This is a genomic window from Streptomyces sp. SLBN-8D4 (assembly GCF_049739545.1).
Classification (GTDB): domain Bacteria; phylum Actinomycetota; class Actinomycetes; order Streptomycetales; family Streptomycetaceae; genus Streptomyces; species Streptomyces canus_C.
On the sequence record NZ_JBMGQC010000001.1, the window covers coordinates 6,290,374 to 6,312,021 of the forward strand.

General features: G+C 70.0%; 19 protein-coding genes, 1 tRNA gene and 7 pseudogenes. 17 read left to right on the forward strand and 10 right to left on the reverse strand.

Annotation, left to right across the window (positions count from 1 at the left end; genetic code table 11):
* Positions 1 to 231: 231 nt before the first annotated feature.
* From RKD20_RS28525 to RKD20_RS28560, 8 genes and pseudogenes are all read left to right on the forward strand, one after another.
* Positions 232 to 471, forward strand: a complete 240-nt coding sequence (locus RKD20_RS28525; protein ID WP_424880204.1) for a chaplin — start codon at positions 232 to 234, stop codon at positions 469 to 471.
* Positions 472 to 647: 176 nt separating this feature from the next.
* A complete protein-coding gene (locus tag RKD20_RS28530) occupies positions 648 to 1,346 on the forward strand; it encodes a hypothetical protein (RefSeq protein WP_424880205.1) in 699 nt (232 codons plus the stop codon).
* Between the two features lie 183 nt (positions 1,347 to 1,529).
* Positions 1,530 to 1,820 (forward strand): hypothetical protein, encoded by a 291-nt coding sequence (locus RKD20_RS28535; protein ID WP_424880206.1) that lies wholly within the window; start codon positions 1,530 to 1,532, stop codon positions 1,818 to 1,820.
* Between the two features lie 155 nt (positions 1,821 to 1,975).
* Positions 1,976 to 2,473 carry a DUF5949 family protein gene (locus tag RKD20_RS28540; RefSeq protein WP_391171209.1) on the forward strand — a complete coding sequence of 166 codons (498 nt, stop codon included), beginning with the start codon at positions 1,976 to 1,978 and terminating at the stop codon, positions 2,471 to 2,473.
* Between the two features lie 5 nt (positions 2,474 to 2,478).
* Positions 2,479 to 3,081, forward strand: coding sequence for a vitamin K epoxide reductase family protein (locus RKD20_RS28545; protein WP_424880207.1), 603 nt, complete (start codon positions 2,479 to 2,481; stop codon positions 3,079 to 3,081).
* 102 nt (positions 3,082 to 3,183) lie between these two features.
* Positions 3,184 to 3,703 (forward strand): annotated as a pseudogene (locus RKD20_RS28550) (hypothetical protein).
* A 224-nt stretch (positions 3,704 to 3,927) separates the two neighbouring features.
* Positions 3,928 to 4,428, forward strand: coding sequence for a tyrosinase cofactor (locus tag RKD20_RS28555; RefSeq protein ID WP_424880208.1), 501 nt, complete (start codon positions 3,928 to 3,930; stop codon positions 4,426 to 4,428).
* A pseudogene (locus RKD20_RS28560) lies at positions 4,412 to 5,279 on the forward strand (tyrosinase family protein). The gene RKD20_RS28555 and the pseudogene RKD20_RS28560 overlap by 17 nt, the downstream one beginning before the upstream one ends.
* Positions 5,280 to 5,341: 62 nt before the next feature.
* On the opposite strand, the gene RKD20_RS28565 reads toward RKD20_RS28560, so the two are convergent.
* The 4 genes from RKD20_RS28565 to RKD20_RS28580 form a co-directional block, all read right to left on the reverse strand.
* Complete coding sequence (locus RKD20_RS28565) at positions 5,342 to 5,623, reverse strand: chaplin (protein ID WP_424880209.1); 282 nt, start codon at positions 5,621 to 5,623, stop codon at positions 5,342 to 5,344.
* 634 nt (positions 5,624 to 6,257) lie between these two features.
* Positions 6,258 to 6,599 (reverse strand): tyrosine-type recombinase/integrase, encoded by a 342-nt coding sequence (locus RKD20_RS28570; RefSeq protein WP_424880210.1) that lies wholly within the window; start codon positions 6,597 to 6,599, stop codon positions 6,258 to 6,260.
* A 323-nt stretch (positions 6,600 to 6,922) separates the two neighbouring features.
* A complete protein-coding gene (locus tag RKD20_RS28575) occupies positions 6,923 to 7,225 on the reverse strand; it encodes a hypothetical protein (protein WP_424880211.1) in 303 nt (100 codons plus the stop codon).
* A gap of 283 nt (positions 7,226 to 7,508) precedes the next feature.
* Positions 7,509 to 7,581 (reverse strand) — tRNA-Arg (locus RKD20_RS28580).
* A gap of 322 nt (positions 7,582 to 7,903) precedes the next feature.
* Between RKD20_RS28580 and RKD20_RS28585 the strand changes: the two genes are divergently transcribed.
* The 5 genes from RKD20_RS28585 (at position 7,904) to RKD20_RS28605 (ending at position 14,284) form a co-directional block, all read left to right on the forward strand.
* A complete protein-coding gene (locus tag RKD20_RS28585) occupies positions 7,904 to 9,511 on the forward strand; it encodes a dynamin family protein (protein ID WP_424880212.1) in 1,608 nt (535 codons plus the stop codon).
* Between the two features lie 3 nt (positions 9,512 to 9,514).
* Positions 9,515 to 11,476 (forward strand): GTP-binding protein, encoded by a 1,962-nt coding sequence (locus RKD20_RS28590; protein WP_424880213.1) that lies wholly within the window; start codon positions 9,515 to 9,517, stop codon positions 11,474 to 11,476.
* Between the two features lie 223 nt (positions 11,477 to 11,699).
* Positions 11,700 to 12,161, forward strand: coding sequence for a single-stranded DNA-binding protein (locus RKD20_RS28595; protein ID WP_424880214.1), 462 nt, complete (start codon positions 11,700 to 11,702; stop codon positions 12,159 to 12,161).
* Between the two features lie 316 nt (positions 12,162 to 12,477).
* Positions 12,478 to 13,890: a TQXA domain-containing protein gene (locus RKD20_RS28600; RefSeq protein ID WP_424880215.1), complete on the forward strand. Its 1,413-nt coding sequence runs from the start codon at positions 12,478 to 12,480 to the stop codon at positions 13,888 to 13,890.
* Between the two features lie 31 nt (positions 13,891 to 13,921).
* Positions 13,922 to 14,284: a hypothetical protein gene (locus tag RKD20_RS28605; protein ID WP_424880216.1), complete on the forward strand. Its 363-nt coding sequence runs from the start codon at positions 13,922 to 13,924 to the stop codon at positions 14,282 to 14,284.
* A 113-nt stretch (positions 14,285 to 14,397) separates the two neighbouring features.
* Here the strand turns inward: RKD20_RS28605 and RKD20_RS28610 are convergent.
* The 3 genes and pseudogenes from RKD20_RS28610 to RKD20_RS28620 form a co-directional block, all read right to left on the reverse strand.
* A pseudogene (locus RKD20_RS28610) lies at positions 14,398 to 14,622 on the reverse strand (IS110 family transposase); the annotation flags it as partial.
* A complete protein-coding gene (locus RKD20_RS28615) occupies positions 14,623 to 14,802 on the reverse strand; it encodes a hypothetical protein (RefSeq protein ID WP_424880217.1) in 180 nt (59 codons plus the stop codon).
* Between the two features lie 479 nt (positions 14,803 to 15,281).
* Positions 15,282 to 15,743 (reverse strand): annotated as a pseudogene (locus RKD20_RS28620) (transposase); the annotation flags it as partial.
* A 639-nt stretch (positions 15,744 to 16,382) separates the two neighbouring features.
* Here RKD20_RS28620 and RKD20_RS28625 point away from each other — a divergent pair.
* A pseudogene (locus RKD20_RS28625) lies at positions 16,383 to 16,539 on the forward strand (IS30 family transposase); the annotation flags it as partial.
* Between the two features lie 127 nt (positions 16,540 to 16,666).
* Here the strand turns inward: RKD20_RS28625 and RKD20_RS28630 are convergent.
* Positions 16,667 to 16,747, reverse strand: a pseudogene (locus tag RKD20_RS28630) (ATP-binding protein); the annotation flags it as partial.
* Positions 16,748 to 16,854: 107 nt separating this feature from the next.
* Positions 16,855 to 17,555: pseudogene (locus tag RKD20_RS28635) on the reverse strand (DUF6928 family protein).
* Positions 17,556 to 17,864: 309 nt separating this feature from the next.
* Between RKD20_RS28635 and ettA the strand changes: the two are divergent.
* The 3 genes from ettA to RKD20_RS28650 are packed head-to-tail and all read left to right on the forward strand — an operon-like array spanning position 17,865 to position 20,614.
* The gene (gene ettA / locus RKD20_RS28640; protein WP_020116472.1) at positions 17,865 to 19,529 is read left to right on the forward strand and encodes an energy-dependent translational throttle protein EttA; all 1,665 of its coding nucleotides are present in this window, start codon (positions 17,865 to 17,867) and stop codon (positions 19,527 to 19,529) included.
* A gap of 6 nt (positions 19,530 to 19,535) precedes the next feature.
* Positions 19,536 to 19,949 carry an acyl-CoA thioesterase gene (locus tag RKD20_RS28645; RefSeq protein WP_020116471.1) on the forward strand — a complete coding sequence of 138 codons (414 nt, stop codon included), beginning with the start codon at positions 19,536 to 19,538 and terminating at the stop codon, positions 19,947 to 19,949.
* On the forward strand, positions 19,946 to 20,614 hold the full coding sequence (locus RKD20_RS28650) for a hypothetical protein (RefSeq protein ID WP_424880218.1): 669 nt from the start codon (positions 19,946 to 19,948) through the stop codon (positions 20,612 to 20,614). Before RKD20_RS28645 ends, RKD20_RS28650 begins: the two co-directional genes overlap by 4 nt.
* 7 nt (positions 20,615 to 20,621) lie before the next feature.
* On the opposite strand, the gene RKD20_RS28655 is transcribed toward RKD20_RS28650, so the two are convergent.
* Positions 20,622 to 21,578, reverse strand: a complete 957-nt coding sequence (locus tag RKD20_RS28655) for an ABC transporter ATP-binding protein (RefSeq protein WP_424880219.1) — start codon at positions 21,576 to 21,578, stop codon at positions 20,622 to 20,624.
* Positions 21,579 to 21,648 lie beyond the last annotated feature (70 nt).

Below are 21,648 nucleotides of genomic sequence, written 5' to 3' on the forward strand. Positions count from 1 at the left end.
CGGGGAGCGAGAAGAGTGCGATCGGCTGGCCGTAGGGGTGCGTCAGGAGGTGCGCAACTCTAGCCACTGTCCGTATGAATCGGTTTAAACCGGACAAGTGTGTTGGATTGGTGAGTACGGCCTGTCGCCGGATCACCCCTTTGGCGGCACAACCCGCCCGCGCGTCACGCGTTGACACAGCGCCGGGCATCCGCCCGGAAATTCGTGTCAACTCCCAAGGAGCACCTCTCCATGTCGCGTATCGCGAAGGGCCTGGTCCTTACCACCGTCGCCGCCGCGGCGGTCGCCGGCGGTGCCGGTCTCGCCTCCGCCGACGCCGACGCGCACGGCGTCGCCGCCCACTCGCCGGGTGTGCTGTCGGGCAACGTTGTCCAGGTCCCGATCCACCACCCGGTCAACGTCTGCGGCAACTCCACCGACGCCACCGGCCTGCTGAACCCCGTGTTCGGCAACGAGTGCGTCAACAACTGACGTCCCTCGACGTCGCTGCCTTCAGGCGCGCATTCCCTCGCCGGCCGCCCTCCCGTGGTTCCTCCGCGGGCGAGCGGCCGGTTCGCGCTGCCCCGAACGGGGCCGTGCGGTTGCGGGGCGCGAGGGGCGGTCCCACGGTGGCCAACAGGTCCCCTGCACCACCGAAAGGAACACCCATGCGTGGTCTGCCCGCACGGCGTATCGCGTCCTCCGCACTCTGCGCCGCCCTCCTCGTCGGTATCGCCGCACCGGCCGCCCTGGCGGCCGACGGCGCGTCGGCCCGGGAGCAGCGTGTCCAGGCCGCGGCCCACGCACCTGTCCTCGGCGCGGACGCGCTCCTCGCCCCGGTCAAGAGCCTGGGCGACCTCGGCACCGTCCTCACCCCGGTCACCGACCTGCTGAACGCAGTCCTCAAGGCCGACAGCGGCCGGCTCCCGGCCGCCGACGTCGGCACGCTCGGCAAGGCCGCCACCGACGCCCTCGCCAAGGTCTCCGCCGCCGTCCCCGCGGCGCCCGCGACCCCGGCCCTGCCCGCGACCTCCGCCGCTTCGCCGGCCCCGGCCCTGCCTGCGACCCCGGCCCTGCCCGTCCTGCCGACGCTCGCCAAGAACAGCGGTGACGCCAAGCCGCGGGCCGCCGCCGGCCTCATCGGTGACGCCCTGGCCGCGCTGCAGAAGGCGATCGACGCGCTGCTCCAGGCGGTCACCTCCGGGGACGTCACCCAGGTGGCGCCGGCCGCCACCAGCGTGGTGACTGGGCTGGTCAGCACCGTCACCGCGACCCTGCTCGGCGGCAACCTGCCGGCCGTGAATCTGCCGGGTCTGCCGATGTCGACGCCATCGCTTTCCGCGACGCCCCCGCTGCCTGTCGCGTGACCCGGGACGAGAGACCAACGCACCGGGCCGCCCGGCCCATCCGCAGCGAGGACCGGCCGGGCGGCCTTTCATATCAGGATGAGAGACGTTTTCTGCGTACGGGGTTTCCCTGCCGGGCGTGGATCGTTGGGCATGGCGCCAGTTTTCCCCTGGTGACGTGAGTTGCCCGATGAAAGGAACCCGATGAAGTCCCTGAAGGCCGCCGCTGTCGTTGCCGGTACCGTCGCCCTCGCCGGCGCCGCCGCGCCCGCGTTCGCCTACAGCGCCGCGGACGTGACGCCCACCAGCCTCAACGGCGCCGTGAACACGCTCACCAGCGGGCGCATCGAGCCCCGCGACGTGATGCCGCTGCAGCACCAGTCGAACGCGCTCGACACCGAGAACAAGGACTCCCTGCTGAGCACCGCGAAGGGCGCGACGGGTGCGCTGAACAGGAAAGGCGGACTGCTCGGCGGCCTTCCGCTCCAGCACTGAGCCACTCCAGCACGGAATCACTCCGGAGCCGAATGCGCGTAGGACCGTGGGCTGTTCGAGGCGGGTCCCTCGTTCGTGTGGAGAGGGCGGGGACCGTCCCCCGGTTGGGTGAGAAGCCGCCCGGTCGCCTTCCGGGCCGTCGATAAGGTCGCGCGGTGACCTCAACCTCAAGCGGAACCCGCCCCCTCGGCCCCGCCGAACTGGGCACCCTCGTCGTGATGGCCTGGAGCGGCGAGGCCCCCGGCGGCGACATGCCCTACCTACTCGCCTACTCCCTCGGCGACGCGTCGGCCGGCCCCGAGGCCGCGTCGGCCGCCGTCGCCGAACTGCTGGGGAGCGTCGGCCTACCCATCGGCGGCGAGCTGATTGACGCCGCCGCACGGCCCAGCCTGCCGCTGAGCATGCTCGTGGAGGGCGGCCACGCCGTCGTCACCCTGCCCGGCTCCAACGCTCCATGCACCCCGCCGCCGGAGTGGCTCGCGGCGGTCGCCGAACGCGGCTACGCCTACCTGGTGTTCACCACCCGTCCCTGGCCCGAGGCCGAGCCGGGCAAGCCCGTCGACCCGGAGGCGTTCGCCGCCTTCGCGGGCGCCGAGGAGACCCTGAACGCGGCGGCGCACGTCGTCCTGCCGGCCCGCAGGCTGCGCGGCTGACGGCGTTGGCCGCGGGTGAGGACGCGGCGCGGCGGTCGGGCACGGGCCTCGGGTTCGCCCTGCTGCTGGTGATCACGGGCGCGGCCGGACTGCTGGCCTCCTGGATGATCACCCTCGACGAGTTCAAGCTGTATAAGAACCCGCACTTCACGCCGGGTTGCAGCCTGAACCCTGTGGTGTCCTGCGGCAGCGTCATGAAGAGCGACCAGGCCTCGGTCTTCGGGTTCCCCAACCCGATGCTGGGCCTGGTCGCGTACGGCATCGTGGTCTGCGTCGGCATGAGCCTGCTGGTCGGCGCCGTCCTTCCCCGCTGGTACTGGCTGACCTTCGACGCCGGATGTCTGTTCGGCGTGGGGTTCGTGTCCTGGCTGCAGTTCGAGTCGCTGTACCGGATCGACGCGCTGTGCCTGTGGTGTTGTCTGGCGTGGGTCGCCACGATCCTGCTGTTCTGGTACGTCATCTCGTACGCCGTCCTGCGCCGCTTCCTGCCCGCGCCCGGCTGGGCGAGGACGTTCCTCGCCGAGTTCACCTGGGTGCTCCCGGTGGCACACGTCGGAGTGATCGGCATGCTGGTGCTGACCCGCTGGTGGGACTTCTGGACAAGCTGACTACTGCTGCACCCGGGCGAATTGCGGACTGAAGGCGCAGGCAGCCTCGTTACTCGGTACGGACGCAGACCCGGCCGAACCGTGAAAGGGACCGTACCCGAGATGAAGTCCACCACCCGAGGAACCCTCGCCGCCGTCCTCACCGGCGTCGCGGCCGCCGTCGGCACCGCCGCGGCGACCCCCGCCGCCGCGAGCGGCACAGTACCCGTCCCCGTACCGGCGGAGGGCGCCGAGCAGTCCCTGGGCATGGAACTGTCCAAGCTCGGCGGCGAGATCCCCCTGCCGACGCCGGGCCGCCCCGACGGGTTGCGGTATGCCGAGGGCCGGCTCATCCCGGAGCGAGTCCTGCCCCAGGTGCCGGTCACCGGCGGACTGCCCGGCGCGGGACTGCGTGCGCCCTTGCCGCACGTCCCGGGCGACCACTTCGACCACGTCCGTCTCTCCACCCCGGCCTCCGGCCTGCGCACCGTCGCCCCCGGTCTGAACCTGGACGCCCCCCTGACCCCGCCCAACCCGCAGAACGCCGGCCTGCCCGACCTGAAGCTCCCCGAGGCGGGCGTGCCGGCCCCCGGTCCTGCAGACGGTCCCCGGCGCGAACCTGGGGCTCGGTCCGGGCCTGTAGCCGCGTACCCGCCGGGCCCGGACCCTCGACCGGTCCGCGCCCGTTCGCGACCCCGTGGCCGTCGGTCTTCTCCCTTGCCCCTGTCCATCTGTTGGCCTCCGCCAGTTCATCCGTCGGCCCCCGCCCCGTGTCCATCTGTTGGCCCCCCGACGGTGACCGCACGGGACGACGGTCGGTTAGCGCATCGGAGAACCGAGCGAACCGGATCGGATGAGGAGCGAGTCATGGTTGTGAGTGCAGGCGGGGCGGCGGTGGGCGCGGAGAAGGAGCCGACGAGAGCCGGAACGCGGCGGGAGATGCTGCGGGGGCTGATGGCGCCCGCGATGGCACTGGCCTTCGCGCCCGTCATCGCCGCCTCGCGGCCCGCGAGCGTGGAGCCCCGGCCCGGCGAGGGGGCCTTCGACGAGACGTACCACGGCCGCCGCATCCAGGGCTTCAGGACCACCGCCACGGCGATGGCGGCGCACGGCGCCGTCGGCGAGCACTGGCAGGTCACCGTCGACGGACGCCCGCTGCACCTGATGCGCCGGGCCAACGGCACCTGGCTGAGCATGGTCGACCACTACCGCTCGTACCCGACTCCCCTGGAGGCCGCTCGCGCCGCCGTCGACGAGATGGGGCCCGGGGAGCATCTGCGGGACATGGCACCGGGGCCGATGAGCGACGAACAGACGGACATGGGGGGACACGTGCACATGGGGGAAGACGATGGCGTACACGCGTAAGAACGTCAGCACGCTGACGAGCGCCGAGAAGCGGCGGTTCGTGAACGCGATGCTGGAGGTCAAACGGCGGGGGGAGTACGACGAGTTCGTGCGGACGCACATCGAGTACTACACCTCCGACGGGGAGGAGGGGCTGCGCGCCGCCCACATGACGCCTTCCTTCCTGCCATGGCACCGCCGCTTCCTGCTGGAGCTGGAGAAGGCGCTGCGCAGGGTCGACTCCCTCCGTGAGCGTGCCGTACTGGGACTGGACCCGCGACCGTACCGCGACTTCGGCGCCCTGGACCGCGGACCTGCTCGGCGGGAACGGGCGTATCACGGACCACCGGGTGACGACCGGGCCGTTCGCCTACGCGGCCGGGCACTGGACCATCAAGGAGGGCGTCACCGACGGCAAGTTCCTGACCCGGGACCTCGGGCGGGCCCGTGACCCGATCGCGCTGCCGACGCGGAGCGAACTGAAGTCGGCGCTCGCCGAGCGGGTCTACGACGTCTCGCCCTGGGACTCCACCGTCACCAAGGGCTTCCGCAACAAGCTGGAGGGGTGGGGGACCGGGCGGGGCAGTGCCGCCTGGCGCAACCACAACCGGGTGCACCGCTGGGTCGGCGGCGCGATGCTCGGCGGCGCCTCCGTCAACGACCCGGTGTTCTGGCTCCACCACGCCTTCGTCGATCTGCAGTGGACCCGCTGGCAGGCCCGTCACAAGGGCGCCCGCTATCTGCCGGCCAAGCCGCCGGGCGTGCGTGACAAGCAGCACGGGCGGATCGTCGCACGGCACGAGAAGATGCCGCCCTGGGACGTGACACCGGACCAGATGGAGGACGTCAGCCGGATCTACCGGTACGTCTGATCGGACATGGATATGGGACGAGCCCCGGCGCCTCCAGCGCCGGGGCTCGTCCCACGGGTGCGTCAGTTGTCGTCCCCGTAGCCGCCGCTCTTGTCGTGGTGGCCGCTGATGTTGGCGCAGCTGTTGCCGAAGGCCGGGCTCAGCAGGCCGGCCGCGTTGACGGTGTTCCCGCACACGTTGACCGGGATGTGGACCGGGACCTGGACGACGTTGCCCGACAGCACGCCCGGCGAGCCCACGGCCGCGGCCTGGGCACCGGCGTCGGCCATGGCCAGGCCGGTGCCGCTGACGACGACGGCACCGGTGCCGAGAGCGACGGCGGCCACCTTCGCGATGCGAGACATCACGTTCTCCTTCTGAATAGGCAAGTGCGTCGGCATCACTCGCCGTCGCACTCCCCTTCAACGCCGAGCCTCGCGCAGGGTCACGGCGTTCATCGGTGCGTCACCCTTTTTGAAGACCGCACGCACTCGTACGCACCCGCACGCGCGGGTCGCCCTGTCCTTCTTCGACGGACGTCCGTACATCGGCGGAGGACTGATCACGGCCGGGCTGATCGCCGGGGCCGGGGCGGCGGTCGGCGACGTCGCCTGGTGCCTGCTGGTGGGGGACCAGGAGATCCCCCGGAAGCACCTGCGTCTCCAACTCGCCCTGCGCCCGGCGCGGGCGGCGCGGTTCGCGCAGGGTGACGATGATGTTGAACTCGGCCAGCGCGGCAACCAGTTCGTCCTCGGAGGCGAAGCCCTTCGTCGGTATGCCGGATACGGGTCGCTATGTCGAGTACAGATCCGTCAGACGTGGCCTCGGAGCGCACAGCCGAACGGGTCCGCGTCGTGCTCGCCAGGCTCCGTGAGTACGACGACGTGCCAGAGGTCGCGGCACTGCTGACAGACCACGCGGCTTGAGTTGGCGGGTGTGGAACGTCCTCTGCTCCACACTCACCGTGTCGTCACTCAGTGCTCAGCCGGCCGTCTACCGTCAGTAGCGGTCGCCGAGTTGGTGCACGGCGGTGACTGCCCGCTGGCTCGCTTGGTCGTGGGCATGGCGCCGGAGCATGGCCGGAGACTTCCACCCGAGTACGGCCATGACGTTCTCGCCGCTCACGCCCGACGACAGAAGGTCGTCAGTCCACGTATGGCAGTACGAGTGCGGCGACACCTCTGAGGAGTCGTACCCCGCTTCCTCGGCCCGTCGCTTCACCATGCGGTACAGGCCCGAGTAACGGAGACGGTTCCTGTTCCTCGTGCCCAGCCAGAGCCACGGCCCCTGAGAGAGGCTGTGCTCTTCCCGCGCCCGTAGATACCGCTGGAGTGCGCGCACGGTCTTGGGCTAGAGCGGAATGGTTCGTCCGTCCTGGCCGTTCCTGTCGCCCTTGGGAGGGACGACGACCAGGGTGTGACTGGGAAGGTCGAGGTCCTGGATGCGAAGGTTCGGAAGTTCCTCCGCCCTCAGACCCTCCGTCAGAACCCCGATGATGGCGTGGTCTCGGAGTCTCGGATGCGAGGGTTGCCGTTACCCGTGGCTTTGAGACAGTCCGTCACGAACTCCGAGGAGAGGGTCTCGGGCTTGTCTTGCGGCTGCGCTGAGTAGCGGTGGAGCTTCTTGTCACGCCATGGGTTCGGGTGCTCGTACTCCTCTTCCAGTCACGCGAACAGGACGCGGACGTTTCGTTGCAGCGTAGACGTGCCGCCCGTGTATCCGCCCTTGCCGTCATCCTGCGACTTCGGGACGTCGTGGGTGTCGTAGTGATGACGGAAGAACCGGTAGAGGAGCGAGGCGTCGCTGGCGGTGAAGTCTTCTTCCATACCAGCCGCGATCATCCATCGGTGCAGTGCGCGCGCCCCGGTCATGTACGCGCGAATGGTGCCCTGCTGATATGGGCGCCCGAGTCGGTTCGTGGTCGTGCTGAGGTGCAGCTCTATTTCATCGAGCATCGCAACGCGCACGTCCTGAGCGTCCCTGATGACGCGTACGGACGAGCCGGAGTGTGTCTCTGTGCTCTCGTGCTCCGTCGGCGTAGACGTGCGCCGAGCGCTGCGCAGCGGACTGCGCCGAGTCGCTTTGCCCGGCGCGCTCTGTGCTGCTTTCTTGGTGTTGCTGGCACGCTGTGTGACCTCCTGCGGGAGGGAGCTAAGCAAGATCAATCTTCTGAGTCTTCTTGCCTAACCCCGCTGGACATGAGTGTCACAGCGGTATGGATCAGCGTTTGTGCAGCTCAGACATACAAGGCGCCCCCGGCAGGACTCGAACCTGCGGCCAAGCGCTTAGAAGGCGCCTGCTCTATCCACTGAGCTACGGGGGCCGGGTGTGGTGGCCTCTGTCTTGGGTGCCCGGGTGTGGGCCGTTCCGTGACGTTGCCGGGGACAAGGATAGGGCTCCCACGACCTTGTCCCTGTTGCTTCGCCTCCGTGGCTCGATGTGGAGGTTCAGTGAAGCGGTCCTGATAATCGCAGGCAGGTACGAATCGTGCATCGCTTTTGGCGCCTCGCGCACCGGGTGTTGTGCACTCGTTATGCCTGGACTGTGCCTGCGTCCCAGTCATCCCTTCCGCCCCTTGTGTCCGGTCGGCGCGCAGACATGGCCATATGCTTCAGAATTCCCCCAAAATTGGGCATTCTTCACATGTGGTGACCTTGGACGTACGGCCTCAGCTGCTCGACGCACTCTCCGCCCTGCGCGACCGTGTCGCCGCCGCACGCTTCCCGCTGCCCTTGGCGGGGGCCCCACGCGCGCGTGCCAACCGCGACGAACTGCTCGCCCAGCTCGACGACTATCTGGTGCCCCGGTTGAGGGACCCCGAAGCGCCGCTGCTGGCCGTGGTGGGCGGTTCCACCGGGGCCGGCAAGTCGACCCTCGTCAACTCCCTTGTGGGGCGGCGGGTGAGCGAGGCGGGCGTGTTGCGGCCGACCACCCGGACACCGGTGCTGGTCTGCCATCCGGAGGACCATCACTGGTTCAGCGGAATGCGCGTACTGCCCGACCTCACCCGCGTGTGGGTGCCCCACCACGAGCCGGGCGACGAGCTCCTGCTGCCCGGCGAGAACCCCGCGCGCGTGCTGCGCGTCGAGACCGCCGACACCCTCCCGCCGGGCCTCGCGCTCCTGGACGCTCCCGACGTCGACTCCCTGGTGGCCGACAACCGCACGCTCGCCGCCGAACTGATCTGCGCCGCCGACGTCTGGATCATGGTCACCACGGCCGCCCGCTACGCCGACGCCGTCCCCTGGCATCTCCTGCGCACCGCCAAGGAGTACGACGCCACGCTCGTGACCGTCCTCGACCGGGTGCCGCACCAGGTCGTCTCCGAGGTCTCGCGCCAGTACGGCGCCCTGCTCACCAAGGCCGGCCTCGGCGACGTGCCCCGGTTCACGGTGCCGGAGCTGCCCGAGTCGGCCTGGGGCGGGGGGCTGTTGCCCGCCACCGCCGTGGCGTCGCTGCGGACCTGGCTCGTCCACCAGGCGCAGGACCCCGCGGCCCGGCAGCACGCCGTCGCCCGTACAGCCCACGGTGTCCTCGCCTCCCTCAAGTCCCGGATGCCCGAGCTGGCCGGCGCGGCCGCCGCCCAGTACGCGGCCGCGCTGCGGCTCACCAACGCCGTCGAAGGGGCGTACGACAGCGAGTACGCGCGTGTGCGGGGGCGGCTCCAGGCCGGTGCCGTGCTCGCCGGTGACGCGCTCAAGCGCTGGCGGGCCTTCTCCCTCGACTGCACCGCCGCGGAACTCCTGGACGCCCTGGTGGAGAGCCTGGGCGCGCTCCTGCTGTGCGCGGTCACCGCCGCCGACGAGCGTGTCGACGAGGCATGGCGGCGCGAACCGGCCGCGGCCGCGCCGGAACTGACGAACCGCGATCCGACCGCGGAGAGCGCCGAACACCGGATCGGGATGGCCGTACGGCGGTGGCGGCGGGAGCTGGAGGAATACGCCGAGGAGGAGATCCGCGACCTCGACCGCGGGGTCGCGCCCGACCCCGAGACGGTCGCCGCCCTCGTCGCCACCGCGCTGCTGGGCGGACGCCGGGCGCGGGTCGCCGGTGAGAGGCTCGCCGAACGGATCGGCGCCCACGGGGCCCTGCGGCTGCGCGACCGGGGCGGACGGCTGCTCGCCGAGCACCTCGACCGGGTCGTGCACACCGAACGCGAGCGCCGGCTCGCCCCGCTCGACGCCCTCGACGTGCATCCCGAACCCCAGGCCGAACTCATCGCCGCGCTGTCCGTACTGCAGAAGGAGAGGTGACCGATGACCGCCGTCACGGATCAGGACCGCACGGAGCAGGCGGGGGACGCCGGATCGGAGAACGGGGAGAGGCCGGTCGAGGAACCCGTGGGGAGCGACGCGGACATGGGCGGGAAGGACGGGCACACGCGCGTGGAGAGTGCGCAGAGCAGCTCCGCGCGGGCGGAAGCCGGACCGGGTCAGGCGCGGGATGGGGCGGGTCCGGGGCGCGCGCGGGAGGAGGCTGCGCACGCGCGCGGAGAGGCCGTGGAAACCCCTGAGGGGTCGGCCGACGCCGACTCCGCGGGCGGCTGGGACGACGGGCTCATCGCGCGCCGGGTCACCGCCGAGACCGAGCAGGCCGCCGCCGTGGAGGTCCGTGGGCCCAACGCCCCGCCCGCTGCCCCGCTCGCGTACGACGCCCCCCTGCACTCCCGTCTGGACGCGCTGCGGGAGCTCGTAGGGCTCTCGCGGGCCCGGCTCGACAGCCGGACGCTCGCCGAGGCCGGCCAGGTCCTGGACGAGGCGGCCGCCCGGCGCAGGCTCTCCGGGCAGCACACCGTCGTCGCCATCGCCGGCGCGACGGGCAGTGGCAAGTCGCAGCTGTTCAACACGCTCGCCGGAGTGGCCATCTCGGAGACCGGCGTCCGCCGGCCCACCACGGCCGCGCCGATCGCGTGCAGTTGGAGCGACGGCTCGGCGAGTCTCATCGAACGGCTCGGCATCCCGCCCCGGTTGCGGCGGCGCCCGCTGCAGAGCGCCGAGTCGGAGGAACAACTGCGTGGGCTCGTCCTGATCGACCTGCCCGACCACGACTCGGCGGCCGTTCAGCACCGCGAGCACGTGGACCGGATCCTGGCGCTCGTCGACGCCGTCATCTGGGTCGTCGACCCCGAGAAGTACGCCGACGCGATGCTGCACGAGCGCTATCTGCGCCCCATGGCGGGCCACGCGGAGGTCATGTTCGTCGTCCTCAACCAGATCGACCGGCTGCCCGGGGAGGCCGCCGAGCAGGTCCTCGACGATCTGCGGCGGCTGCTGGACGAGGACGGGATCGCCCTCGGGGAGTACGGCGAACCGGGCGCGACCGTGCTCGCGCTGTCGGCGCTCACCGGGGACGGCATCGGTGAACTGCGGGAGGTGCTCGGTCAGTTCGTGACGGAGCGCGGTGCTCCCGCGCGGCGGATCGCGGCCGACGTGGACGCGGCGGCGTGGCGGCTGCGGCCCGTGTACGCGACGGGCCGGCGCACCGGACTGAGCGAGGAGGCGCGCGACGACTTCGCCGCCCGGCTCGCGGACGCGGTCGGCGCCACCGCGGCGGGCGAGGCGGCCGAACGCGCCTGGCTGCGCAACGCCAACCGCGCGTGCGGGACACCCTGGCTGCGGCTGTGGCGCTGGTACCAGGACCGGCGCGAGCCTGCCACGGGGCGGCTGCCGTTGCGCGCCCAGCCCGACGAGGAGGCGACCGCCCGGCAGCGTGTCGAGCAGGCCGTACGGACGCTCGCCGACCGGGCCTCGGCGGGACTGCCCGCGCCGTGGGCGCAGGCGGTGCGCGAGGCGGCCGTACGCGGCTCCCAGGGGCTGCCCGAGGCGCTGGACCAGCTGACGGCCCGGGCCGGGCTGCCACCGGGCCGTCCGCCGCGTCCGGGCTGGTGGCCGGTGGCCGTGCTGGCGCAGGCCTCCATGACGCTCCTTCAAGTCGCCGGCGGGCTCTGGCTGGTGGGTCAGATCGTCGGGGTCATGGCGCCGAACCTGGGGGTTCCGGTGCTGCTGATGGTGGCCGGCATCATCGGCGGCCCGCTCGTCGAGTGGAGCTGCCGGATGGCGGCGCGCGGGCCCGCGCGCCGGTACGGCGTGGAGGCGGAACGGCGGTTGCGGGAGGCGGCGTCCGGGTGCGGACGGGCGCGGGTGCTGGATCCGGTGGCGGCGGAGCTGCTGCGTTACCGGGAGGTCCGGGAGCAGTACAGCAGGGTCGTCGGGGTGTGACGGCCGGTCCCCTGGACCAGGTCCCGTGGACCAGGCCCGTGGGCCGGGTCCCTCGTTCGGGTGGCGGAGTTTTCCACAACCCGGGGACGGTCCACAGGGCGCAGCGGGCTCGGCCCGGCGGAGGCAGTCTGGCTTCGCGGCGATCGTGGTGACGCGGTCGGCAAGCAGACAGCAGCAGCCGTACGGGACGGGCCCGTACGCATGTCCGGGAGGGGTTCCAGTGATGAACGAGACCATGATCTGCGCGGTGGGCAACGTGGCGACACAGCCGGTGTACCGGGAGTTGGCGACGGGTGCGTCGGTGCGGTTCCGGCTGGCGGCGACGGCGCGCTACCTGGACCGCGAGAAGAACGAATGGACGGACGGGCACACCAACTTCTTCACGGTGTGGGCCAATCGCCAGCTCGCCACCAACGTGGCGGGGTCGATCAACGTGGGCGATCCGGTGGTCGTCCAGGGCCGGTTGAAGGTGCGTTCGGAGATGCGTGAGGGGCAGCCGGCCTGGACCTCGGCCGACATCGACGCGGTGGCGATCGGCCATGACCTCGCACGCGGCACCTCGGCCTTCCGGCGCACCCAGCGACCGGAGAACACCGTCGCGGGGTCGTCCGCGCAGCCGGAGCCCGCCTGGGAGACACCGCCGGGCGAGGCCGCGGACCGCAAGGAACCCGTCGCGGTGACGTGACATGACGTGACGTCAGCGAGAGGGCGTGGCGTCGGGGGCCGGGGGCGCGGAGGCTCCGACCGTAGCACCGCCCTGACCGAAGTGCGGCTTATCGGCGAATGCGTTCCGGATGGCTCCGGTCGATTTGTCGATAAGCCATACGGATGGAAGGCCGCGGCGATAACGATTCCGAGTCGGATCGATCTTCCGACCGCATCCCCGGGAAGAGGCGGGCGGCCGCGTCCCTAGGATGCCGAACACAGCTCCCGGGGCTACTGATTCTGCTGGTGGGACCGCCAGCCCGCTCGACAACGGGTCCTGCTCGAAGGGGAATTCCGTGTTTTCTGCGTTCTCTGCGCTGTCCGTGCGCGGACGGGGGGCGGCTCGCCTCGCGGCCGTCACGCTCGTCTCCGGCCTGCTCGCCGTCGGTGCCACGGCGGCCGCCGCCGGTACGGCGTCGGCGGACGAGGCGGCGCAGAACCAGAGAGGGGCGACGGCCACCATAGGGGGCCTGAAGACCTACGGTGACGCGGTGATACACGGGACCGACGGCGACCTCCAGGTGTCGGCGGGGCTGTTCGAGATGTCCGTCGAGGGCGGCGGAACCCTCCAGACGTACTGCGTCGACCTCTACAACCCCACGCAGAAGGACGCCAAGTACCACGAGACCGACTGGAGCGGCACCTCGCTGGGCGCCAACAAGGGTGCGGGCAAGATCCGTTGGATCCTGGAGAACTCCTACCCCCAGGTCAACGATCTCGCGGCGCTCGCCGCAAAGGCCGGTATCGCCGCGGGACTGACCGAGCAGGACGCGGCGGCCGGCACCCAGGTGGCGATCTGGCGCTACTCGGACGACGCGGACGTCGACGCCGCCGACCCGCAGGCCGAGAAGCTCGCGGACTACCTGGAGAAGAGCGCCCGTGACATCGCGGAGCCGGCGGCGTCGCTGACGCTCGACCCGCCCGCGGTCTCCGGCCACCCCGGCGAGCTGCTCGGCCCGGTGACGGTGCACACCAACGCGGCCGGTGCCACGGTCACCCCGCCGACGGACGCGACCACGAGCGGCGTGCGGATCGTCGGCAAGGACGGCAGGCCGGTAACCTCCGCGAGCAACGGAAGCGAGCTCTACTTCGAGGTCCCCGAGGACGCGGCGGGGGGTTCGGCCAACCTCACCGTGCAGGCCTCGACCACTGTGCCGGTCGGCCGTGCGTTCGCCTCCGAGAGCCGGAGCCAGACCCAGATCCTCGCCGGCTCCAGCGAGTCGACGGTCTCGGCCACGGCGAGTGCGACCTGGGCGAAGGAGGGCGCCGTACCGGCCCTCTCCGCGGCGCGGAACTGCACCGAGGGCGGCCTGGACATCACGGCGGTCAACAAGGGCGACGAGGAGTTCGCGTTCGAGCTGATGGGCACGGAGTACGCCATCGCGGCGGGCGAGTCCCGCACGGTGACGGTCCCGCTCCAGGAGGACCAGGCGTACGACTTCACGATCACCGGCCCCGACGGATTCGCCAAGCGCTTCACCGGCGTCCTCGACTGCCGCACCCGCAGCAGCGAGAAGGGCGCCACGGCCCAGACCCTCAGCGAGCCCAGCCCCGCCACGGTGGCCCTCCCCACCACCGACGTCAACCTCGCCGAGACGGGCGGCTCCGCCACCACCCCGCTGATCGCCGGTACCGCCATCGCCCTGGTCGTGATCGGGGGCGCCGCCCTGGTCCTCACCGGCAGGAAGCAGAACGGGACGCAGGACTGACGGGCGCGCCGGTGACGGGCAGAATGACGTCATGACCAAGCCATCCGCATCGCCGGCGCGTCACCCCTCGTCCGACTCGATGCTGTCCCTGTGGTCGCAGGACTCGGTGCTGTCGATCGGCTCGGTGGGCTCGGTGCTGTCCATCGGTTCCGTGGGCTCGGCCCTCTCGGTCGGCTCGATCGGCAGCGCCCTGTCCGTGGGCTCGATCGGCTCGTCCCTGTCCCTGATCTCGGCGGGCTCGTGGCTGAGCACGGGGTCGCTCCTCTCGGCGCAGTCGAGGTGGTCGGTGCTGTCGTGGCGCTCGTCCCAGGGACTGATGCGGTCCGCGGGGGTTGCGGGAGCGGTGGCTGTGGGAGCGGCCGTGCTGCTGGCCGTGCGCGGGACGGACGACTGATCCGACGTGCTGCCGGTCAGGAGGCCGGCGTGGCCGCGGGCCTGATCGGAGGCGCTGAGGTGCCGGTCGGACGAGGTGCGGAGTTCCTCGGGCGCGGAAGGGGCGGCGTCCCTCGCATCGGTCTTGCCCAGGCCGCGGTAGCCGGCCGAGGCCCGGTTCACCGCGAGGTCGGGCAGATGGACGATGGCCTGTCCATGGTTGAGTAGGAGATTGACCAGCAGAGAGGCCATGCCGTCGGCGACGTCGACCGACCACACCACATCCTCACCGAGCGCTAGCACTTCGCTGATGAGACGCAGCAGGTCCGGCTCGTCGTTGATCACCTTCCGTGAGAGCAGTCATGCCGGGCCCCGAGGCCAGCGGCCCTCTTGCAGGACCGCGAAGAAGATCAGGACCGCGAAGAAGATAACGGGGATGATGCCGGCGGATGCCAGCGCGGGCTTCCACGCCTGGTCGTTGAAAGCCTGGCTCCGGATGGCGGAGCCGACGCCGCTCGTGAAGACGAGGCGGTGTGTCACCTTCGGGCCGGTCGGCGTCAGCTACGGCAGCGTGACATCCACCGGAGGGAATAGCTTCATGTGCTCGTCCAGGGCGTTCGACACCTCGGGATCGAGCGGGACATCGCGGAGCTTGCCGCGCTTTGGCGGTGCGAAAACGAGCGTCCCGCGCACCTTTTTTTGACCTGCCGGCGGACGTAGAGCCAGCCGAGATCCCCGATGTTGTCGGCGGCGAGCCCGAAGATCTCGCCCCGTCGCAGACCGCACCCAGCGCCCACGTCGGCCATGGCTCGGTGGCGATCGGGTAACCCGGCGCGAACGCCGAAGACCTGCTCAGCGGTCCAGGGATGTACGCGTGTGGGTGCAGGACGAGGAGCCTTTGCCGGATCGGGCTCGGCAGGGGTTCGAGGCCAGCAGGCGGTCATCTACGGCCGGGTTGAGCACGGAGGAGACAGCGTCAAAGATGAGACGCCTGGGTCATGTCCCGCCGGGTGGTGTAGTCACGGCAGTTGTTTCGTTTCCGGTTGTGGGGTGATCTGCGGTTCGGGTTCGGTCGGCTTGATGGTGAAGAGTTCGGCCATGGAGGCTTCGGAGAGGTAGCGGCGGTCGAAGACCTGCCACTCGTCGTGGAGTTCGGCCAGAACCGCGGCGGCGAGCCGGTCCAGGGCGGCGGGGTTGGGGAAGACCTGGACGACGTCAGACCGCCGTTTGATCTCCCGGTTCAACCGCTCCAGCGGGTTGGTCGACCAGATCTTCTTCCAGTGCGCCGGCGGGAAGTTGGCGAACGCAGTGATGTCTGTTGCCGCGTCCAGCAGCATCGTCTTGACCTGAGGGAACTGCCGTCCGAGCATGTCGGCGACCACGTTCAGCTGGGTGCGCACCTGCTCGCCGGTGGTCTGCGCGAAGATGGTGCGGATGGTGGCGGCGACCATCTCCCCGGAACCCTTCCCGATTACGGAAAACACGACGATGTTCTGGACCAGCTCGCGCTGCGGTTCCAGGACGGGTTTCGGGAAGGCACGGGCGGGCGGAGAGTGGTGCTGCCGTTCCGGTGAACGCCCAGCCGCCGGTCGAATGCGCGTCCAAGGTGGTTCGGTCGAACCGCCTTCGTGGGACGACGGGGCGAGACTCGAACATCAGTGCCAAGTTTTCGACCGAAACGCTTGCGGGCGGGCCGGATTCACCCTGAAATCGGCCTTGACATGCGCACCCGGGGAAGAACGGGTATTTCTACTCATACCTACCCGTCCTCTTCTCTCTAGGGAGCTTGAAATGTTGACCAATATCCTCGGTTCTGTTGGCAATTTTCTGGAAATCGTCATCGGCGCCCTCTTCTGAGCAATACGGGAGCCCCGAAGGGGTGTCCTGCCAGGCTGTTGCAAGGCCGAGGTGATCTTGTGAGGGCCAGGTCAGAGTGGGCGTGACCAGAAAGACCGTAGCTCCGTTGGGGCGAGTGACCTGTGGGGTCGCTTACCCCTAACGGAGCTACGGTGTTTCGTGAATCTGTCATGCCCGGGTCAACGCTCCGCGAAAATTGACCCCCTGCCGCTCCTTGGGTTCTAACGCTTGTCGCAACATTCCTTGATCATTGCGGAGTGTTGATGGCGAGGCGGGGACGCAAGCGCAGGCTGGAGCTCGAGGCCGAGTACTGGCGGCTTCTGGCGGCCCGGGGTGGGCAGTGTCGAGGCGTGCAGGCGCCTTGGGATCGGGCGCAAGACGGGCTACCGGTGGCGGGCGGAGAACGGTGGCCTGCAACCGGACTAGCACCAGCCGGCATATCCAAGGCAAGGGCACCAAAGGGTCAATGTGTCTTTTGAGTCAGACGGATACCAGGCTCCACTCACCTGCCAGCAACCACAGCCAGTTGCCATCCGTGAGTCTCACAGTGTGTCTTGCCGATCCCGGGTGGGCCGAGGAGGATCACGTTCTCCGCCTTCGCGACGAACGTGCCGGTGGCCGGGTGGGCTGCACATCACCTGTCGGCATGAGCACACGGTCCGCGAGGTCGTGATGAGGAAGCCTAGCGGTAACCGTTACTGCCCTGACTGCTCCCGAGTCTTCACCCCGGAGGAGCTAAAGGCGCTGCGAGAACGGCAGAGTCGAGACCGGCGAGCCGTCGAGCCCGAATGCGTACACGCGTGGCGGTCCCATGGCTTCCACTGCTCTACGCAGCTGCGCTTCCTGCTCCGCGGGATCAAGGCCGTGCGGATCGTCCGGCTCGGGGCGGCCCTCCTGGACGAAGCCGCAGAGCGCTCGCAGTGCGTCTTCGCCCAGTTCCAAGGGGTGGAACGGCAACGGGTACGGCTCGTCGTCCTCGTCCGGCCAGGGGATGACGTCGGCTGGGCGGTCTCCGGCCCGGTAGGCAGCTCGAAGGGGAGCGGTTCGCCGATGTTCTCGATGATGCCGCTGTCCGGGGACAGGCTCAGGGAACGGACGAGACCCCCGTCCTCCCATACGGCGAATGCCAGCCAGTCGACGACGCTGTGCCTGGCGTGCAGGACGAGCCGTCTTCCGGCGCTTGCCGACACGAGGTGTTCGGGGAGCTGGGAGGGGAGGTCGATCATCACCCTCTGATCACCGATGACGTCGAGGCCAGGCCAGCTGGCCGCGTACGCCGTGCCCTTCGGGTCGTACACGCCGTCCCAGAGAGTCGAGCCCTCGCACTCGTTGATCTCCCAGCCCGGGTAGAGCCGCCGCATCATCGCGACCGTCCGATCGAGGCCCGCCGCTCCGACTCGGCGCAGCACCCCCGGCACGTCGCCGTCGGCGTACACCAGCAGTCCCGCCTTGGCTCCCCAAGCCCCTCCCCAAAGCGTTCCCCTTGATGCGGACGCACCATAGCGGCACGCACTGACAATGAGGGGGACTCATTTTCGCCTGCCCGGCTGGGCCGTCTCTGGGCCGTGCGAGGGCGCCCGAGGCTGACCGAGGGCGACCGGCAGGGACAGTCGAGCCGGAGCCGCCAGCCACGATCCCCCAGGTCAGAGCCTCCCGACCTAACGCGTTTCCGCCCAGGGGTGGCGGTACGGCAAGATGGGGTGTATCTGCCCACTGCCAGATTTCAAGCTGCCGGACGGTTTCTCTTGGCTGAGTACATCTACACCATGCGCAAGACGCGCAAGGCAATCGGCGACAAGGTCATCCTTGACGACGTCTCGCTGAACTTCCTGCCTGGCGCGAAGATCGGTGTGGTCGGCCCGAACGGTGCCGGTAAGTCGACCATCCTGAAGATCATGGCGGGGCTGGAGCAGCCGTCGAACGGCGATGCCTTCCTGTCGCCGGGTTACACCGTGGGGATCCTGCTGCAGGAGCCGCCGCTGAACGAGGAGAAGAACGTCCTGGAGAACGTCCAGGAAGGCGTCTCCGAGGTCAAGGGCAAGCTCGACCGGTTCAACGAGATCGCCGAGCTCATGGCCACGGACTACTCCGACGCGCTGCTCGACGAGATGGGCAAGCTGCAGGAGGAGCTCGACCACGCCAACGCGTGGGACCTCGACGCTCAGCTGGAGCAGGCCATGGACGCGCTCGGGTGCCCGCCCGGCGACTGGGCCGTCACCAACCTCTCCGGTGGTGAGCGCCGCCGCGTGGCGCTGTGCAAGCTGCTGTTGGAGGCTCCTGACCTGCTGCTTCTCGACGAGCCCACCAACCACCTCGACGCCGAGTCGGTGAACTGGCTGGAGCAGCACCTCGCGAAGTACGACGGCACCATCGTGGCCGTGACCCACGACCGGTACTTCCTGGACAACGTCGCCGGCTGGATCTGCGAGGTCGACCGCGGCCGCCTGCACGGCTACGAGGGCAACTACTCCAAGTACCTGGAGACCAAGCAGACCCGTCTCAAGGTCGAGGGTGCGAAGGACGCCAAGCGCGCCAAGCGCCTCAAGGAAGAGCTGGAGTGGGTGCGGTCCAACGCCAAGGGGCGTCAGGCCAAGTCCAAGGCCCGTCTCGCGCGGTACGAGGAGATGGCCGCCGAGGCCGACAAGATGCGGAAGCTGGACTTCGAGGAGATCCAGATCCCGCCGGGCCCGCGGCTCGGCAGCATCGTCGTCGAGGTCAACAACCTCACCAAGGGCTTCGGCGACAAGGTCCTGATCGACGACCTGAGCTTCACGCTCCCGCGCAACGGCATCGTCGGCGTCATCGGCCCCAACGGCGCCGGCAAGACCACCCTCTTCAAGATGATCCAGGGCCTGGAGGAGCCGGACTCCGGCACCATCAAGGTCGGCGACACGGTCAAGATCTCGTACGTCGACCAGAGCCGCGCGAACATCGACCCGAAGAAGACGCTGTGGGCGGTCGTCTCCGACGAGCTCGACTACATCAACGTCGGTCAGGTCGAGATGCCGAGCCGGGCCTATGTCTCGGCCTTCGGCTTCAAGGGCCCGGACCAGCAGAAGCCGGCCGGTGTGCTCTCCGGCGGTGAGCGCAACCGACTGAACCTCGCGCTCACCCTCAAGCAGGGCGGCAACCTCCTGCTCCTCGACGAGCCGACCAACGACCTCGACGTCGAGACCCTCGGCTCGCTGGAGAACGCGCTCCTCGAGTTCCCGGGTGCGGCCGTGGTCGTCTCCCACGACCGGTGGTTCCTGGACCGGGTCGCCACCCACATCCTCGCCTACGAGGGTGACTCCAAGTGGTTCTGGTTCGAGGGCAACTTCGAGTCGTACGAGAAGAACAAGATCGAGCGGCTCGGCCCGGACGCGGCGCGTCCGCACCGCGCCACCTACAAGAAGCTGACCCGGGGCTGATCGATCTTGCGTCACCTCTACCGCTGCCCGCTGCGCTGGTCCGACATGGATGCCTACGGCCATGTCAACAACGCCGTCTTCATCCGTTATCTGGAGGAAGCCCGGATCGACTTCCTCTTCCGGCCGGAGAAGGACTTCAAGCAGGGTTCGGTGGTGGCGCGCCACGAGATCGACTACAAGCGGCAGCTCGTCCACCGGCACCACCCGGTCGACATCGAGCTGTGGGTCTCGCAGATCAGGGCGGCGTCCTTCACCATCTCCTACGAGGTGAAGGACGACGACCTGGTCTACGTACGGGCCTCGACGGTGGTCGTGCCGTTCGACTTCGAGGCGCAGCGGCCGCGCCGGATCACCGCCGAGGAACGGGAGTTCCTGGAGGGGTACCGGGACGACGACAAGGACGAGGCCGTCGCCGCATGACGGTGCTCCATCTCGCCGACGAGTCGGAGGCGGCCGACCTCGCCGCCTTCCTCTCCCGGCTGCTCCACTATGACCGCTCGGCCGCGGTACGCCTCCAGGGCACCGGCACCGCGCTCGCCGTCTTCGGGCGGCCGCCGTCCTTCGAGGTGCTGGCGATCCGGGCGGTGCGGCTCTCGAAGCCGTACGAGAACGGGCTCGACGTCACGCTCGACATGACCGTGTCCGCCGGGGAGTTCCTGGAGTCCGTCGACGAGGCCGCCGGTACGGCGGTCGTGCCGCGGGCGGTGACCGGGCCGCCGTGGGCCGGGGTGCTGCCGCCGCGTGGCGGGTGGCGGGCGGTGACCGGGCTGCCGGAGCCGCAGGCGCTGCGGGCGCTCGTCCACTCCGGGATCGCTGAATTCCGGTCCCGTACCGAGGAGTTGGGTCCCGAGGGGCGTACCCGGGCCGAACTCGACCGGATCGGCCGGGAGATCTGGTCCCGGACCGTGGCGGACACCGGGTTGCCCGTGCGGGCCGTGCACGCCGCCCAGTCGCTGGGATTCCTGCGGCCCGGCGCGGAGCCGGCGCTCTTCTCGTCGGGGGCGTGGCTGCGGCTGCGTACGCCGTACGGCTCGATCGCCGTACGTCAAGGGGGACTTGGGATGCTCGGCGTCACCGTGCGCTGAGTGCCCGTCAGTCCCGGTCGCTGGCGTCCGGCCATACGCCGATGTGGTCGGGCTCCAGTTCCAGCGCGACCCTGTCGCGCATGTCCAGTGCCTCGGTGTACTCCTTCGGGAGCTGGAGGCGGCCCGCGCGGTCGAGCATCGCGTACTCCCTCGCCACCAGGGTCTCGTGGCCCGTCGTCGCGTCCACCTCGCTGCGGCGCAGGACCTCCGTGGAGGTACGGCCGTCCCTGATGGCCACCGTACGGCGGACCTCTCCCGCCACCGCCTGGTCGTGGGTGACGATGACGATCGTCGTGCCGAGCTGTTCGTTGGCGGTGCGGAACGCGGCGAAGATCTGTTCCGCGGTGTGGGAGTCGAGTTCGCCCGTCGGTTCGTCGGCCAGCAGGACCGCCGGGCTGTTGGCCAACGCCACCGCTATCGCCACGCGTTGCTGCTGGCCGCCCGACATCTGGTGGGGGCGGCGGTTGCGGCAGTCGGCGACTTCCAGCAACTCCAGGAGTTCCAGGGCCCGTTCGGTGTGGGCGCGGCGGGGGGTCCGGGAGCCGGAGAGCTGGATGGGGAGGGTGATGTTCTGGGCCGCGGTGAGGTAGGGCAGCAGGTTGCGGGAGGTCTGCTGCCAGACGAAGCCGACCGTCTTGCGCCGGTAGGCGAGGCGGTCCTTCGCGGTCATGGCGAGGAGGTCGTGGCCCGCGACCCTGGCGGCGCCGGCGGTGGGGGTGTCCAGGCCCGCGAGGATGTTCATGAGGGTGGACTTGCCGCTGCCGGACGCGCCCACCAGGGCCAGGAGCTCGCCCTCCCGGACGAGCAGGTCGAGGCCCTGCAGGGCCTGGACCTCCACGCCGTCCGTGGTGAAGACGCGGACGAGCCGGTCGCAGGTGATCAGGGCGTCGTGGCCGTAGGTGGGGCGGGAGCGGGCCTCGGTCGCCTTGCGGGCGAGGTCGGTGAGGGTGGGGTTCGTGGTCACTGGCCGTCTCCTGTGAGGGCGCCTGTCGATGTGCCGCGCTGTGCCGTCGGACTAGTGCCGCCGCTCTCCT

Excerpts from the sequence above, each read along its gene's own strand:
- RKD20_RS28525 (WP_424880204.1), top strand. The coding sequence starts at position 232 with ATGTCGCGTATCGCGAAGGGCCTGGTCCTTACCACCGTCGCCGCCGCG.
- RKD20_RS28530 (WP_424880205.1), top strand. The coding sequence starts at position 648 with ATGCGTGGTCTGCCCGCACGGCGTATCGCGTCCTCCGCACTCTGCGCC.
- RKD20_RS28535 (WP_424880206.1), top strand. The coding sequence starts at position 1,530 with ATGAAGTCCCTGAAGGCCGCCGCTGTCGTTGCCGGTACCGTCGCCCTC.
- RKD20_RS28555 (WP_424880208.1), top strand. The coding sequence starts at position 3,928 with ATGGTTGTGAGTGCAGGCGGGGCGGCGGTGGGCGCGGAGAAGGAGCCG.
- RKD20_RS28565 (WP_424880209.1), bottom strand. The coding sequence starts at position 5,623 with ATGTCTCGCATCGCGAAGGTGGCCGCCGTCGCTCTCGGCACCGGTGCC.
- RKD20_RS28590 (WP_424880213.1), top strand. The coding sequence starts at position 9,515 with ATGACCGCCGTCACGGATCAGGACCGCACGGAGCAGGCGGGGGACGCC.
- RKD20_RS28595 (WP_424880214.1), top strand. The coding sequence starts at position 11,700 with ATGAACGAGACCATGATCTGCGCGGTGGGCAACGTGGCGACACAGCCG.
- RKD20_RS28605 (WP_424880216.1), top strand. The coding sequence starts at position 13,922 with ATGACCAAGCCATCCGCATCGCCGGCGCGTCACCCCTCGTCCGACTCG.
- RKD20_RS28650 (WP_424880218.1), top strand. The coding sequence starts at position 19,946 with ATGACGGTGCTCCATCTCGCCGACGAGTCGGAGGCGGCCGACCTCGCC.